Here is a 15210-nt window from a genome sequence, read left to right as displayed (position 1 = left end):
CGGCGCGATGACGCGCATCACAGTCATCTCCCAACTCGTATACTGCGGAGCCGGACCCATGAAAATCGCCCTGATCCAGATGAATTCGGTCTCGGATAAGGCCGCCAACATCGCCGAGGCAAGCCGCCTCATCGACCAGGCGGTGGCCAGTGAAAAACCCGACTGGATTCTCCTGCCCGAGCATTTCAACTGGGCAGGCGGTGGCACGAAGGACAAAATTGCCCACGCCGATCAGGTGCCGGGCGGTGAGGCCTATGAGGCCATCCGGCAGCTTGCCATCCGCCACCGCATCTGGATTCATGCCGGCAGTTTGCTGGAGGCCATACCCGGCGAGGAGCGCGTCTACAACACCACCTGCGTCTTCAACCGCGACGGCAAGGAAGTGGCGCGTTACCGCAAGATCCATCTTTTCGATATCGTTACGCCCGACGGCGTCGAATACCGTGAATCCGCCACCATTCGCGGCGGCCGCGACATCGTCACCTATGATTGCGAGGGTTTCCGCATCGGCTGCACCATCTGCTACGATCTGCGCTTTGCTGAACTCTTCCAGGCCCTTGTGGATGCCGGCGCCAACGTCATCGCTGTACCCTCAAGCTTCACCGTCCAGACCGGCAAGGATCACTGGGACGTGCTGTTGCGCGCGCGCGCCATCGAAACGCAGGCCTATGTGCTTGCTGCCGGTCAATGCGGTTTCTTCACCTCCGCGCGCGGCGACAAGCGTTTGACATACGGTCACTCGCTGGCTGCCGATCCGTGGGGGCATGTCATCGCCAAGGCGTCCGACGGGCCGGGCATCGTCACCGCCAGGCTCGACAAGGCGATGATCGAGCGGGTGCGCCGCGACATGCCCGTTGACCAGCACCGCATCATCGGTCGCGAAGCCATGAAGTCACGATTGATTGCAGCGGAATAGGCGTCAGTCAGCGCTTGATACCAGCCCATTATCAATCCGCACAATACGCTGGGCGAGCTGGCGCACCTCTTCCTCGGCATGCGACACATAGAGCATCGGTACGCCACCCTCGTCAGCAAGGCGCCGGAGATAGGGCAGGATATCGTGCTTGCGGGCCGCATCAAGCGAAGCAAGCGGTTCATCGAGGAGCAGCAGACAAGGCTTGCCGAGGAGCGCCCGCCCGATGGCAACCCGCGCCGCCTCACCTCCTGAAAGCGTTGACGGCCTGCGCTTCAGCAGACGTCCAATATCGAGCAGCGCCGTCACCCGCTCCATCTCGGCCGCCTGCCTTGGAAGGCCAAGTGCGCGCCGCCCGTAATCAAGATTGGCAGCGACATTCAGATGCGGGAAGAGCCGTATGTCCTGAAAAACATAACCGATGCGTCGGCGATGGGAGGGCAGGTTAATTCCACCATGGCTGTCAAAGAGCGCTCGCCCCTCAACCACGATCCGCCCGCGCTCAGGCGTCATCAGGCCCGCAACAAGGCTGAGCAGTGTCGTCTTGCCGGCACCGGACGGACCGAAGATCGCCGTTACCCGCTCGCCCAATCGCAGGCTGATATCCAGATTGAAGGAGCCAAGCCGCTTTTCAACCGCGATTTCAATCATGGGATAGCCGTCTGCCCGGGGCCGCACGCCGCGACAGGACATCCGAGGCAAGCAGCGCCAGAAAGGAAATCACCAGCGACACGGCAGCCAGGCGCAAAGCGCGCGCTTCGCCACCGGGAATATCAATCAGCGTGTAGATGGCGGTTGCAATCGTCTGGGTCTCGCCCGGGATATTCGAGACGAAGGTGATTGTTGCGCCAAATTCGCCGAGCGCCTTGGCGAAGGCAAGGATAAAACCGGCGAGTATCCCCGGGAAGGCAAGCGGCAAAGTGATGGTCAAAAACCGCCAGAAAGGCCCAGCCCCCAGAGTAGAGGCTGCCTGCTCAAGGCGCGTTTCAGCGCTTTCGAACGCCAGCCTGATCGCACGCACCATCAGCGGGAACGCCATGACCGCGGCAGCCAGTGCCGCGCCCGTCCAGCGGAACGCCAGCACGATGCCGAACTGCTCAAGCCAGGCCCCAATCACGCCCTTGCGCCCGAAGAGGATCAGCAGTGCATAGCCAGTGACAACCGGCGGCAGGACCAGCGGCAGATAGACCAGCGCATCAAGCAGTGCCTTGCCGGGGAAGTTGCGCCTTGCGAGCAGGTAGGCGACAGCGATGGCAACGGGCAGCGCGCACAAGCATGCAACCAGCGCCACCCTTAGCGTCAGCGTAACCGCCGTCCATTCCTCGCTGCTGAGGCCCATCAGGTGCCTGCCGGTTCGTGCCGCCTAGGCGCGGCTGTCGAAGAGATAGCGGAAGCCATAACGCTCGAACAGGGTTCTGGCGGGCGGCGTGGTAAGAAAGGCAAGGAAAGCATCAGCGCCTGCGCTGCCCTGTCGGGTTTTGGCGATGGGGTAGAGAATGGGCGCATGGCGCGCCGGATCGAAGCGCCCGATGATCTTGACCTTGCTCTCAGCCATCGCGTCAGTCGCATAGACAATACCAAAACCCGCTTCACCACGCGCCACCAGCGCCAATGCTGCCCGCACATTGGCAGCAAACACCAGCTTCTTTTCACTCTTGGTCCAGAGGCCAAGATTTTCAAGCGCCTGCCTCGCATAGCGGCCAGCAGGCACGCTTGAAGGTTCGGCAATAACCATCCGACCGTTACCAATGAGACCATCAAGATCAAGGCCGCTATCAAGCGTCAGCCGCTGCGTGCTGTCAGCGCCCCCGATCATCACAAGGCTGTTGCCAAGCAGCGTGCGGCGGCTTTGTTTTTCGATATGACCGCCCTGCTCAAGCCAGTCCATCCATTCAAGATCAGCCGAGATGAAGATATCCGCAGGTGCCCCGTTAGCGATCTGGCGCGCCAGCTGGGATGAGGCTGCATAGCTGATGCTGGTCTCAGGCCCGCCACCCGCCTTGAAGGCGGCAGCGGTCTCATCGAAGGCGTCTTTCACGGAGGCGGCAGCAAAGATTGTCAGTTTTTCAGCCGCACGGAGCCGCGACGATGACAGGGCGAGACTTGTTGCTGCCGCAGCCATCAGCTGGCGGCGGTTCAAATCCTGGGCACGTTTAATCATTCCCGCAATCTAGCCGGGCCTTATGAGGCCGGCAAGCATGCGGGTTTTTTTGACTATTCCGCCGCTACCGCCGCGCCAACCGCCACCGCCCTCACCGCGCAGAATTTGAACTCGGGGATTTTTCCGAATGGATCGAGTGCCGGATTGGTCAGCAGATTTGCCGCCGCCTCCGCGTAACAGAACGGCATGAACACCATGTTCTCCGGCACATCGCGGTCGGCACGAACTTTTACCTCGATCGCGCCGCGCCGCGTTTCAAGGCGCATCATTGCGCCCGCCTCCAGCCCCAGACGTGCGATTTCACGCGGTGACAGGAAGGCGACCGCCTCAGGTTCGATCTGATCGAGCACGCCGGAACGTCTGGTCATCGAACCCGTATGCCAATGTTCCAGCACACGCCCTGTCGACAGCACCATGGGATACTGCGCGTCAGGCACCTCATCAGGCGAGGTAACGGCAGCCGGCACGATTTTGCCACGCCCGCTCGTGGTCGGAAAGCCGGTGGCGAAGATGATCTCGTTCCCCGGCTGGTCGGGATGGTCGACTGGATAGGTCACCGCGCCTTCGCGCTCCACCCGCTCCCAGGTGATATTTTTCAAAGACGGCATCACCTGTGCCATCTCGGTGAAGACATCCCCCGGTCCGTTGTAATTCCACTCGCAACCCATGCGCCTGGCGATCTCCTGGATGATCCACAGATCCTGTCGCGCCTCGCCGGGCGGCTTGACCACCTGGCGTGCCATCTGCACCCGGCGGTCGGTGTTGGTGAACGTTCCAACTTTCTCGGCAAAGGCAGAAGCCGGCAAAACGACATCCGCATGGAAAGCTGTTTCAGTGAGGAAGAGATCCTGCACGACCAGATGATCAAGCTTGGCAAGCGCTTGCCGCGCATGCTGAAGATCGGGGTCCGACATCGCCGGGTTCTCACCCTCCACATACATGCCCTTGATCGAGCCGGCGTGGATGGCGTTCATGATCTCGACGACCGTCAGCCCGCGTACCGGATCAAGTGACTGGCCCCAGAACTCCTCAAAAATCCGGCGCACCTCCGCCTTCTCCACCGACTGATAATCAGGGAAAACCATCGGGATGAGGCCGGCGTCGGACGCACCTTGAACGTTGTTTTGACCACGCAGCGGGTGGAGGCCCGTCCCCGCCCGGCCGATCTGGCCCGTGGTGAGCGCAAGCGCGATCAGGCAGCGTGCATTGTCGGTGCCGTGCACGTGTTGGCTGACCCCCATGCCCCAGAAAATGAGCGAGGCTTTCGACGTGGCGTAAAGCCGCGCCACCTCCTTCAGTGTTTCCGCGGGGATGCCGCAGACGGCTTCCATCTTCTCCGGCGGGAAATCCTTGATGCGCTCCTTCAGCGCTTCGAAACCCTCCGTATAGCCAGCGATATATTGCTGGTCGGTCAACCCTTCGCTGATGATGGTGTGCAGCATGGCATTCAACATGGCCACATCGCTGCCGGGCTTGAACTGCAGGTGATGGCTGGCATGGCGCGACAGTGCCTGCCGGCGCGGGTCCATGACAATGAGCTTAGCGCCGCGCTTGGCCGCCTGCTTGATGAAGGTCGCCGCCACCGGATGATTGACCGTCGGATTGGCGCCGATGACGATGATGATCTCAGCCTCCATCGCCGCCGAGAACGGTGCTGAAACCGCACCGGAATTCAGCCCCTCCATCAGTGCCGCGACCGACGAGGCGTGGCACAAACGCGTGCAGTGATCGACATTGTTCGAGCCAAAGCCGGTGCGAACGAGCTTCTGGAAGAGATAAGCTTCCTCGTTCGACCCCTTGGCCGACCCGAAACCGGCAAGCGCCTTTGCTCCCTCACGCTCGCGGATGGCTGTAAGGCCGCCGGCGGCCGCATCAAGCGCCTCCTCCCAGCTCGCCTCGCGGAAATGCGTCCACGGATTGGCAGGATCGACCTGATCATTGGCATGCTTGGCCATCCCCGGCAGACGGATCAGCGGCTTCGTCAGGCGATGGGGATGCTGGATGTAATCATAGCCAAAGCGCCCCTTGACGCACAGGCGGTTGCGATTGGCCGGACCCGCCCGGCCTTCCGCCGCAACGATCGCCTCGTCCGTCACCTGATAGGTGACCTGACAGCCAACTCCGCAATAGGGGCAGAGTGAATCGACCTCGCGCTCGGCATAGACGACGCGCGTCTGATTGTCGTCGAGCAGGCTTGAGGGCATGAGCGCACCCGTCGGACAGGCCTGCACGCATTCACCGCAGGCAACGCAGGTGCTGGCGCCCATATCGTCGTCGAAATCAAACACGATCTTGGCGTCCGCCCCGCGATAGGCCATGCCGATGACGTCATTAACCTGGATTTCCCGGCAGGCGCGCACGCATAGACCGCACTGGATGCAGGCATCGAGATTGACGCTCATTGCAGGATGGCTGTGATCGCCCTGCCAGCGCTCGGCGGCGGGAAAGCGGCTTTGATCGACGCCGACCTTGTCGGCCCAGCCCCAGAATTTCGATTGCGGATCATGCGAGGTCGCGCGGTCCGGCTGGTCGGAGACCAGCAGCTCCATCACCATCCTTTGTGCCTTGACCGCCCGCTCGGACGCGGACTTCACCTTCATGCCCATGGCCGGCGTGCGTTTGCAGCTTGCCGCCAGCACCCGCTCGCCTTCAATCTCGACCATGCAGGCGCGGCAATTGCCATCGGCGCGATAATCAAGCGCCGGCGAATAGCACAGATGCGGAATGTCGGTGGCGTGGCGCTTGGCCACCTGCCAGATGGTTTCGCCGGCTTGCGCTTCAACCTGCTTGCCGTCGAGTTCAAAGACGATTTTCGTGGTCATCGTCGAGGCCTCCTTCAGGCGAATTCTTCCGGGAAATATTTCATGACGCAGACAAGCGGATTAGGCGCCGCCTGGCCAAGGCCGCAGATCGACGCATCGCGCATCACATCGGCCAGTTCGCCAAGCAAAGCCTTGTCCCACACATCGCGCTCCATCAGCTTGACGGCCTTCTCGGTACCTGACCGACAGGGCGTGCACTGGCCGCAGCTTTCATCTTCGAAAAAACGCATGAGGTTGAGCGCGGCAGCCTTCAGATCATCCTTGTGCGAAAGGACGACCACGGCCGCCGAACCGATGAAACAACCATATTTTTCCAGCGTACCGAAATCGAGCGGGATATCATCCATCGCCGCTGGCAATATCCCGCCCGATGCGCCACCCGGCAGATAGGCGCGGAAGGTGTGGCCTTCAGCCATGCCGCCACAAAATTCGTCAATGAGTTCGCGGATGGTGACACCCGCCGGCGTCACCTTGATGCCGGGCTGGCGCACCCGACCCGAGACCGAGAATGTGCGCAGGCCCTGGCGCCCATTGCGCCCATGGCTCGACCACCAGGTGGCACCCTTCTCGATGATGTCGCGCACCCACCACACGGTTTCGACATTGTTGATGAGCGTCGGCGTGCCAAAGAGCCCCACCTGATAGGGAAAGGGCGGCTTGTGGCGCGGCAGGCCGCGTTTGCCTTCAAGGCTTTCAAGCAGCGAGGATTCCTCGCCGCAGATGTAGGCGCCTGCGCCGCGCCGCAGGATGATCTCCGGCCCGCCCGCCGGCAGCCGGGCCATCTCGCGCAGGAGAATGTCGCGAGCAGCCGGATACTCGTCGCGCAGATAGATATAGACAGCCTCGGCCTCGACGATATGAGCGCCAATCAGCATGCCTTCAAGAAAGCGGTGCGGATCACTTTCAAGGTAATATCTGTCCTTGAACGTCCCGGGCTCACCCTCATCGCCATTGATCGCCATGAGCCGCGGGCCCGGTTCACCGCGCACGCTGCGCCATTTGCGCCCGGCTGGAAAGCCCGCCCCGCCAAGCCCGCGCAGACCTGCCTTGTCGAGTGTATCAAGCACTGTCTCATCCGACAGCGTGCCCTCGCGCAGGCGTCGCAGCAATTGGTAGCCACCGGCGGCGACATAAGCGTCGTAATCGATGGTGGCGGGCAGATGCGGATGGGTATCCTTCGCCGCAATCGCTGCGTATACCTTTGCGGCATCCGCATGGTCGATGAAATGATGGCCGACCTCAACCGCCGGTGCGCTGTCGCAGCGCCCGACGCAGGGCGCACGCACCACGCGGACCCCTGGTCCGACGCCTGCCTTGAGTGCGCCCAGCAGTGCCTCGCCACCCGCCATCATGCACGACAGGCTGTCGCAGACGCGGATGGTGAGCGGCGGGATCGCCGGGTCACCTTCCTTCACCACATCGAAATGGGCATAGAACGTCGCGGTTTCAAAAACTTCCGCAAAGGCAAGCTTCATCTCGTCGGCAAGGGCTGCGAGATGAGCAGCCGAAATCTGATGATAGCGATCCTGGATAAGATGCAGATGCTCGATCAGATGATCACGCTCGCGCGAGCCATCGCCCAGAAGCGCCAATATCTCAGCTCGCGCCACAGGATCGACCTGTCGACCTTTTGGTGTCGACTGCGCGCGTTTGCGGCCCTTGCCGGGATGCGCAAAATTCAGGACCGCCATGTCATGCGCGCCACTCATCGCAACGCTGCTCCTTGAGCTAGATGGACCGTGCCTGTCCGCCAGCCGGACCGGCATCGCGTGGCAGGAGGCACGGCGGTGTCGCTGCCGCGCCTCGATGCATTTTGATCTATTCCGCTGCTGCCGCCGGCGCCTGCCCGATGGCTCCCGACGCCTTGATGGCCGCCAGTTTCTCATCGGAGAAATTCAGCACCTTGCGCAACACTTCCTCGGTATGCTCGCCCAGAAGTGGCGAGCGCACCACGTCGGTCGGGCTGGCCGACAGCTTGATCGGATTGCCGACCGACAGATATTTTCCGCGTGTGGGATGATCAACCTCAACCACCGTACCGGTGGCTCTGAGCGATTGATCCTCGGCGATTTCCTTCATCGACAAAATAGGTCCACACGGAATGTCGTATTTGTTGAGGATTTCCATCGCCTCGAACTTGGTCTTGGTCATCGTCCACTGCTCGATGCGCGCGAAGATGGCGTTGAGCTTGGGCAACCGCACCGCCGGCGTCGCATAATCAGGATCGCTCTTCCACGTCGGCTCGCCGATGATGTCGCAGATGGGTTCCCATACCGGCGCCTGGGTGATGAAATAGATATAGGCGTTGGGGTCGCTTTCCCAGCCCTTGCATTTGAGAATGCGGCCCGGCTGTCCGCCACCTGAATCATTGGCAGCGCGCGGCACGGCATCACCGAAGGGAACGCCCTCGCCGTATTGGCTGTATTCCTTGAGCGGCCCGTGATCGAGGCGCTGCTGGTCGCGCAGCTTGACGCGGCACAGGTTGAGAACGCCATCCTGCATGGCGCAGGTGACCTTCTGCCCCTGGCCGGTCATGGTGCGCTGGAAGAGCGCCGCGACGATGCCAAGCGCCAGATGAAGTCCCGTACCGCTGTCGCCGATCTGGGCGCCGGTGACGAGGGGCACGCCGTCACGAAAACCGGTTGTCGAGGCTGACCCGCCCGTGCATTGCGCTACGTTTTCGTAGACCTTGCAATCCTCATAGGGACCAGGACCGAAGCCCTTGATCGAGGCAACGATCATGCGCGGGTTGATGGCGTGGATTTTCTCCCACGGAAAACCCATGCGGTCGAGCACGCCGGGGCCGAAATTCTCCACCAGAACATCACATTCCTCGATAAGGCGGGTGAGAACCTCCTTGCCGGTCGGGTTTTTTGTGTCAAGCGTGATCGAGCGCTTGTTGTGATTGAGCATGGTGAAATAGAGGCTGTCGACCTTGGGAATATCCTGCAGCTGACCGCGCGTGATGTCGCCAACCCCGGGACGCTCGACCTTGATGACGTCAGCGCCGAACCAGGCGAGAAGCTGCGTACATGTCGGGCCTGACTGCACATGGGTGAAGTCGAGGATGCGAACCCCTTTGAGAGCCTGTGTCATAGTGTCCTCCTCACTTCTTCTTGAGTGCGCTTTGCGGGTTGAGATTGCCGATGCGGCCGCTTTCCGAACCGGCGGCCGGGTCGATGACGGCATTGATGAGGGTTGGTTTGCCTGAATCCATCGCCTTATCCACCGCACGTTTCAACTCGTCTGGCGTCGTCACGTTGACGCCGATACCGCCAAACGCTTCCATCATCTTGTCGTAGCGCGACCCCTTGACGAAAACAGTGGTCGCCGGATCATTGCTGGCGCCATTGACGTCGGTGCCGCGATAGATGCCGTCATTGTTGAAGATGACGATGCACACCGGCAGATCGTAGCGGCAGATCGTCTCCACCTCCATGCCGGAAAAGCCGAAGGCGCTGTCGCCTTCAATCGCCAGCACCGGCTTGCCGGTTTCAATCGCCGCCGCAACCGCAAAGCCCATGCCGATGCCCATGACACCCCAGGTGCCGACATCAAGCCGCTTGCGCGGCTGGTACATGTCGATGACGCCGCGCGCCAGATCGAGCGTGTTGGCGCCTTCATTGATGAGGATGGCATCCGGCCGTTCCTTGATGACGGTGCGCAGCGCGCCAAGCGCCCCATGGAAATCCATCGGCGATTTGTTGTTCATCAGCCGCGGCGCCATCTTGGCGATATTCTCTTCCTTCTTCTTGTTGATGGCCCCCGTCCATTCGGGTGAAGGGACCTGCCACTTGCCGCCCAACGCCTCGAGAAGTGCTGACATGCACGAGCCGATATCGCCCACCACAGGCGCGACGATCTCGACATTCGAATCCATCTCTTTGGGCTCGATATCGATCTGGACGAATTTCTGCGTACCCGGCGCGCCCCATGTCTTGCCCTTGCCATGCGATAGCAGCCAGTTGAGCCGGGCGCCGACCAGCATCACCACATCGGCTTCCTTGAGCACCGTCGAGCGCGCAGCACCCGCCGACAACGCGTGCGTGTCGGGCAGCAGGCCCTTGGCCATGCTCATCTGCAGGAACGGGATGCCGCTCTTTTCAACGAAAGCGCGGATGGTGTCGTCCGCCTGGGCGTAAGCTGCACCCTTGCCGAAAATGATGAGCGGGCGCTTGGCGTTCTTCAGGACGTCGACCGCCCGGCTGATCGCCGAAGGTGCGGGAATCTGCGCTGGCGCAGCATCGATCACCTTGACCAGTGATTTGGCCCCGGCATCGGCATTCATCACCTGGCCGAAGAGCTTGGCCGGCAGATCGAGATAGACGCCGCCCGGGCGCCCGGAGACCGCCGCGCGGATGGCGCGTGCAACCGCAATGCCGATATCGGCGGCGTGCAGCACGCGGAAGGCTGCCTTGCACAGCGGCTTGGCAATCGCCAGCTGGTCCATCTCCTCGTAATCGCCCTGCTGCAGATCGACGATCTCGCGCTCGGAGGAGCCTGAAATCAGGATCATCGGGAAGCAATTGGTCGTGGCGTTCGCCAGTGCCGTCAGCCCGTTGAGAAAGCCCGGCGCCGAAACGGTCAGGCAGATGCCTGGCTGCTTGGTCAGATAACCGGCGATCGCGGCGGCGTTGCCGGCGTTCTGCTCATGGCGAAACGAGATGACGCGGATGCCTTCGGCCTGCGCCATGCGGCCGAAATCGGTGATCGGAATGCCGGGAACGCCGTAGATCGTCTTGACGCCATTGAGCTTCAGAGCATCGATGACAAGATGGAAACCATCGGTCAGCTCCTGTTCGGTTTCCGCGACCATTGCGGTGGCGCCTTGCGCTGCTGCACTCATACTCATCTCTCCCTGATCATTTCCGCTGGAGCGGCGTCTCGTTGTTTGAAGGTGTGGGGTCTCAGCTATCAATCCAAAAAGCAGATAGAATTTCCAGATAAAATCAGCGGCACGTCTTGACGCACGACTACGTAGGCCACCTAACCGAAAATCTCCTCGCCATGAGCTTCGACATAGGCAGCCAGGCCAAGCGTATGGTCACGCGACAGTTTTTCGGCACGCTCGGCATCGCGCTTCTCAAGCGCGGTGATAATTCCCAGATGATCCTCAATCGAGCGCTCGGCACGCTGGTCGCGGCCAATCGTCAGCTCGCGGATGCCGCGCACATGCAGCAGGATGTTCTCGGTCAGCGCGATGATCGTCTGCGATCCCCCAAGGCGGATTAATCCCTGGTGAAAGGCAACGTTCGCGGTTGAATATTCCGACAGATAATCGGTTGGCCGGTGACCCTCGTGAAAGCGTTCGAAATGCTGGCGCAGCGAGGCGATGTCCTCATCGCTGGCCCGCAGCGCAATCCGCCGCACCGCCATGCTCTCCAGCGCCGCCCACGCCTCGATCATCTCGACGACTTCGCGATTATTCTTCTTGAGAACGACGATGCCCCGCCGCGGCATCGACTTGACGAAGCCTTCCTGCTCGAGCATGGCGATTGCTTCGCGCACGGGGGTGCGCGAGATACCAAGCCGCTCCGACAGCTTGCGCTCATCCAGCCACACCGCATCCGATGATTTGTAGATATCAAGCGCTGTGATCGCCTGCTTGATGGATCTATAGGCCCGCGTCTTGAATGTGACTTCAGGCGCAACGCGCTCAATGGCAAGCTCGGTCATCACTCCCTCCCTGAGAGGTTGCTCGTCTCATCAACGCGGTCCGGCTGTTCTGATGCAGCTGCATCCCGCATTGCGAGCCAGCAAAAATTGGCATGCCAGATGCCAACTTGTCAACGCGAAGCACAATCACGCAAATGTTTTGTGTGCATTGCAATATAACGCTGTGTCCCAGCCAAAACTTGCCGCGCTGCACATTTGACACGCGCCCCGCAGCAGAAAACTGGCCCTTGACTTAACTGCTCTGACTGTGCGGTATACTGTATACCAGAACGCGAAAACTGTCCAAAAGATGACAGCACCGTTCTCGTGGCCTGCTTCGGCAGACGGCACACTGGGAGGTAGGTCGTGGAAGAAATCAATGCTTTATTTAACGGCTTTGCCGTCGTCCTGACACCCTACAACATGATACTGATGGTGGTTGGCATTCTGCTCGGTGTCATCATCGGTGTGCTGCCGGGCCTGGGCGGCGCCAATGGTGTCGCGATCCTGCTTCCCCTCACCTTTTCGATGCCACCGACATCAGCAATCATCATGCTGTCCTGTCTCTACTGGGGCGCATTGTTCGGAGGGGCGATCACCTCCATCCTGTTCAATATTCCAGGGGAGCCATGGTCGGTCGCCACCACCTTTGACGGCCACCCGATGGCGCAGAACGGCAAGGCTGACGAGGCGCTGACAACGGCCTTCACCTCCTCCTTCATCGGCGCGCTCTTCGCCGTCATCGTCATCACGTTTCTGGCGCCACTGGTCGCAAAATTCGCGCTGAAGTTCGGCCCTGCCGAGTTTTTTGCCGTGCAGTTCCTCACCTTCGCAAGCTTCATCGGCATGGGTGCCGGCTCACCCTTCAAGACCATCATGGCGATGTGCCTCGGCTTCGCGCTGGCAGCGGTCGGCCTTGACACGATCACCGGCCAGTTGCGCATGACCTTTGATTTCATCACCCTGCTCAAAGGTTTTGGCTTTCTGGTTGCCGTCATCGGGCTGTTCGGGATTGGCGAAATGCTGTCCAGCATGGAGGAAGGCCTGGAATTCAAGGGGGCGCACGCAAAGCTCAGGCTTGATGCCGTGCTGCGCACATGGAAACAACTGCCGAAATACTGGGCCACATCGCTGCGCAGCTGCCTCATCGGCGTCTGGATGGGCATCACACCCGGCGGCGCAACTCCCGCCTCCTTCATGAGCTACGGCCTTGCGCGCCGCTTCGCGAAGGAACCCAAGACCTTCGGCAAGGGCAATCCGGAAGGCATCGTGGCACCTGAAACGGCGGCCCATGCCGCCGGCACCGCCGCCCTGCTGCCGATGCTGACGCTCGGTATTCCCGGCTCGCCGACCGCCGCCGTCCTGCTCGGTGGACTGTTGATCTGGGGCCTGCAACCCGGCCCTCTGCTGTTTGTCGAAAAGCCCGATTTCGTTTGGGGGCTGATTGCCTCGATGTATCTGGGAAATCTCGTCGGCTTGATTGTCGTGCTGACCTGCGTCCCTGCCTTTGCAGCAATCCTGCGTGTACCCTTCAGCATCGTCGCGCCCGTGATCATGGTGATCTGTGCGGTTGGTGCCTACACGGTCAACAACGCCATATTCGACGTCTGGCTGATGATCGTCTTCGGCGTGATGGGCTATGTCTTCGGCAAGCTCAAATATCCCTTGGCACCGCTGGTTCTGGCGCTTGTCCTGGGTGATACGGCCGAATCTTCCTTCCGCCAGGCCATGCTGGCCTCGCAGGGCAGCCTGTCGATCTTCTGGGCCAATCCGCTGGTCACGACCATCATGACCCTCGGCGTCCTCATGCTGCTGTGGCCGGCCATCAGCTGGCTGCGGGGGCTGCTGCGCCGCCAGGGCGGATCGGTATCGGCCTGACGCTACGAGGCAGGAAGATATTGCCAGACTGAGGCAAAAGCGATCAGGATAGAAACCGGTATAATGTTTGCAGAACCAAAAAAACGGGAGTGAGCATGACCACGATCACATTGAATTTCGGACCATCGAGAATAACGTCACGCATGACAGGCCGAACGCTCGCATGCGGTGCTGCAATGTTCCTTGCGACGGCGGCCTTCCAGCCCGACACAGCCATGGCGCAGGGGTGGGAGCCGGCCAAGCCGGTTGAATTCCTCATTCCCGCCGGCACGGGCGGCGGCGCCGACCAGATGGCGCGCTTCATTCAGGGCGTCATCACCAAGCACAAGCTGATGAAGCAGCCGATGGTGGTGGTGAACAAATCGGGTGGCGCCGGCGCCGAAGCCTTCCTCGATATCAAGGTTTCGAACCGCGACCCTCACAAGCTGGTCATCACTCTGTCGAACTTGTTCACCACACCGCTCGGCACCAATATCCCTTTCAACTGGAAGGAAATCACGCCCGTCTCGATGCTGGCCCTCGACCAGTTCATCCTCTGGGTGAACGCCGAGAGCGTGATCAAAACACCCGCTGAGTACATCGCCGCCGTAAAAAATGGCGAAGACAGGCAAATGAAGATGGGTGGTACCGGCTCCAAGCAGGAAGACCAGATCATCACGGTGGCCATCGAGCGGCTCGCGGCACCCAAGAAGATGACCTACATCCCCTACAAGGGCGGCGGCGAGGTCGCGGTACAGCTTGTCGGCAAGCATATCGATTCGACGGTCAACAATCCGATTGAAGCGGTGTCACAATGGCGCGCCAATGCCCTGCGCCCGCTCTGCATCTTCGACGCCAAGCGCAGCACCTATACGGGCAAGGTGACGGCAACCATGGCGTGGAGCGATATCCCGACCTGCAAGGAGTCAGGCATGGATGTCGAATACCAGATGCTGCGCGGCATTTTCGCTGCGCCCGGCATCACGCCGGCACAGACAGCGTATTACGTCGACCTGTTCAAGAAGGTCACCGAAACGCCGGACTGGAAAGAATTCATGGAACAGGGGGCTTTCAATCAGACCATGCTGAGCGGTGACGCCTTCAAGACCTGGCTCACAACCGCCGAGAAGACCCACTACGACCTGATGAAGGAAGCTGGCTTCCTCGCAACCGGCAAATAACCGACTCTGGTTGGGGTGGCCTCGCGCCACCCCCCGTCTGCGCCATGTTACCTCCGGAGCCTGCCATGTCCACCGAACAACAAACCGACGAAACCCCGCTGGTCTCAAACCGCGCGATGGAGATTGCGACAGCGTTATTCTTTCTGCTGGCCTCTTCCATCGTCATCTTTGACAGCTTGAAACTGGGTGTCGGCTGGAAGGAGTCCGAGGGCCCGGCGGCTGGCTATTTTCCTTTCTACATCGGCGTGATCATGGCGCTTGCGAGTTTGATCGTGCTGTTTCAGGGCGTGGTCAAACGTGTCGGCGCAGGCAAGACCTTTGTCACCCGCGAGGGTTTCAACAGCGTCATTCTCGTGCTCATCCCGCTCATCATCTATGTCGGCACGATCGAGTACATCGGCATATATGTCGCCTCGGCGCTTTATATCGCGCTCTTCATGTGGCACTTTGGAAAATACAATATTTTCATGGGCCTCGCCGTCGGCACCGGCGTCGCGCTTGGGCTCTTTGCCATGTTCGAGATCTGGTTCCTGGTCCCCCTGCCCAAAGGCCCGCTGGAAGAATTCTTCGGATACTGACCGCCTGATCCCGAAACATCGAATCCGCTGATCCAAATGACCA

Annotated in this window: 12 protein-coding genes; 4 read left to right on the top strand and 8 right to left on the bottom strand. The window is 60.7% G+C overall.

What is annotated here, in order from left to right; genetic code table 11:
- Positions 1-58: 58 nt before the first annotated feature.
- Positions 59-916: a carbon-nitrogen hydrolase family protein gene (locus ACINK1_RS05810; RefSeq protein ID WP_376800539.1), complete on the top strand. Its 858-nt coding sequence runs from the start codon at positions 59-61 to the stop codon at positions 914-916.
- 3 nt (positions 917-919) lie between these two features.
- Here ACINK1_RS05810 and modC read toward each other — a convergent pair whose 3' ends face one another.
- The 8 genes from modC to ACINK1_RS05770 all read right to left on the bottom strand — a co-directional run bounded on the left by modC (position 920) and on the right by ACINK1_RS05770 (position 11572).
- The gene (gene modC, locus ACINK1_RS05805; RefSeq protein WP_376800538.1) at positions 920-1564 is read right to left on the bottom strand and encodes a molybdenum ABC transporter ATP-binding protein; all 645 of its coding nucleotides are present in this window, start codon (positions 1562-1564) and stop codon (positions 920-922) included.
- Entirely contained in the window at positions 1557-2252 is a 696-nt protein-coding gene (gene modB, locus ACINK1_RS05800) for a molybdate ABC transporter permease subunit (RefSeq protein WP_376800537.1), read from the bottom strand. Before modB ends, modC begins: the two co-directional genes overlap by 8 nt.
- A 24-nt stretch (positions 2253-2276) precedes the next feature.
- Positions 2277-3074, bottom strand: a complete 798-nt coding sequence (gene modA / locus ACINK1_RS05795; RefSeq protein WP_376800536.1) for a molybdate ABC transporter substrate-binding protein — start codon at positions 3072-3074, stop codon at positions 2277-2279.
- Positions 3075-3127: 53 nt separating this feature from the next.
- Complete coding sequence (fdhF, locus tag ACINK1_RS05790) at positions 3128-5896, bottom strand: formate dehydrogenase subunit alpha (protein ID WP_376800535.1); 2769 nt, start codon at positions 5894-5896, stop codon at positions 3128-3130.
- Between the two features lie 14 nt (positions 5897-5910).
- Positions 5911-7605 (bottom strand): NADH-ubiquinone oxidoreductase-F iron-sulfur binding region domain-containing protein, encoded by a 1695-nt coding sequence (locus tag ACINK1_RS05785; RefSeq protein ID WP_376800534.1) that lies wholly within the window; start codon positions 7603-7605, stop codon positions 5911-5913.
- Between the two features lie 109 nt (positions 7606-7714).
- Positions 7715-8992, bottom strand: a complete 1278-nt coding sequence (frc, locus tag ACINK1_RS05780; RefSeq protein WP_376800533.1) for a formyl-CoA transferase — start codon at positions 8990-8992, stop codon at positions 7715-7717.
- A 10-nt stretch (positions 8993-9002) separates the two neighbouring features.
- On the bottom strand, positions 9003-10742 hold the full coding sequence (oxc, locus tag ACINK1_RS05775; protein ID WP_376800552.1) for an oxalyl-CoA decarboxylase: 1740 nt from the start codon (positions 10740-10742) through the stop codon (positions 9003-9005).
- Positions 10743-10882: 140 nt separating this feature from the next.
- On the bottom strand, positions 10883-11572 hold the full coding sequence (locus ACINK1_RS05770) for a GntR family transcriptional regulator (protein ID WP_376802979.1): 690 nt from the start codon (positions 11570-11572) through the stop codon (positions 10883-10885).
- A gap of 345 nt (positions 11573-11917) precedes the next feature.
- Here ACINK1_RS05770 and ACINK1_RS05765 point away from each other — a divergent pair, with 345 nt between their 5' ends.
- The 3 genes from ACINK1_RS05765 to ACINK1_RS05755 all read left to right on the top strand — a co-directional run bounded on the left by ACINK1_RS05765 (position 11918) and on the right by ACINK1_RS05755 (position 15167).
- Positions 11918-13429, top strand: a complete 1512-nt coding sequence (locus ACINK1_RS05765) for a tripartite tricarboxylate transporter permease (protein ID WP_376803588.1) — start codon at positions 11918-11920, stop codon at positions 13427-13429.
- Positions 13430-13605: 176 nt separating this feature from the next.
- Complete coding sequence (locus ACINK1_RS05760) at positions 13606-14589, top strand: Bug family tripartite tricarboxylate transporter substrate binding protein (RefSeq protein ID WP_376803589.1); 984 nt, start codon at positions 13606-13608, stop codon at positions 14587-14589.
- 65 nt (positions 14590-14654) lie between these two features.
- Positions 14655-15167, top strand: a complete 513-nt coding sequence (locus tag ACINK1_RS05755; protein WP_376801286.1) for a tripartite tricarboxylate transporter TctB family protein — start codon at positions 14655-14657, stop codon at positions 15165-15167.
- Positions 15168-15210: the final 43 nt, after the last annotated feature.

Source organism: Raskinella chloraquaticus (SeqCode) (genome assembly GCF_021731865.1).
GTDB classification, from domain to species: domain Bacteria; phylum Pseudomonadota; class Alphaproteobacteria; order Rhizobiales; family UBA4765; genus Raskinella; species Raskinella chloraquaticus.
The sequence above is the reverse complement of the archived record's forward strand: the minus strand, read 5'-3'. Positions and strand labels throughout refer to the sequence as shown.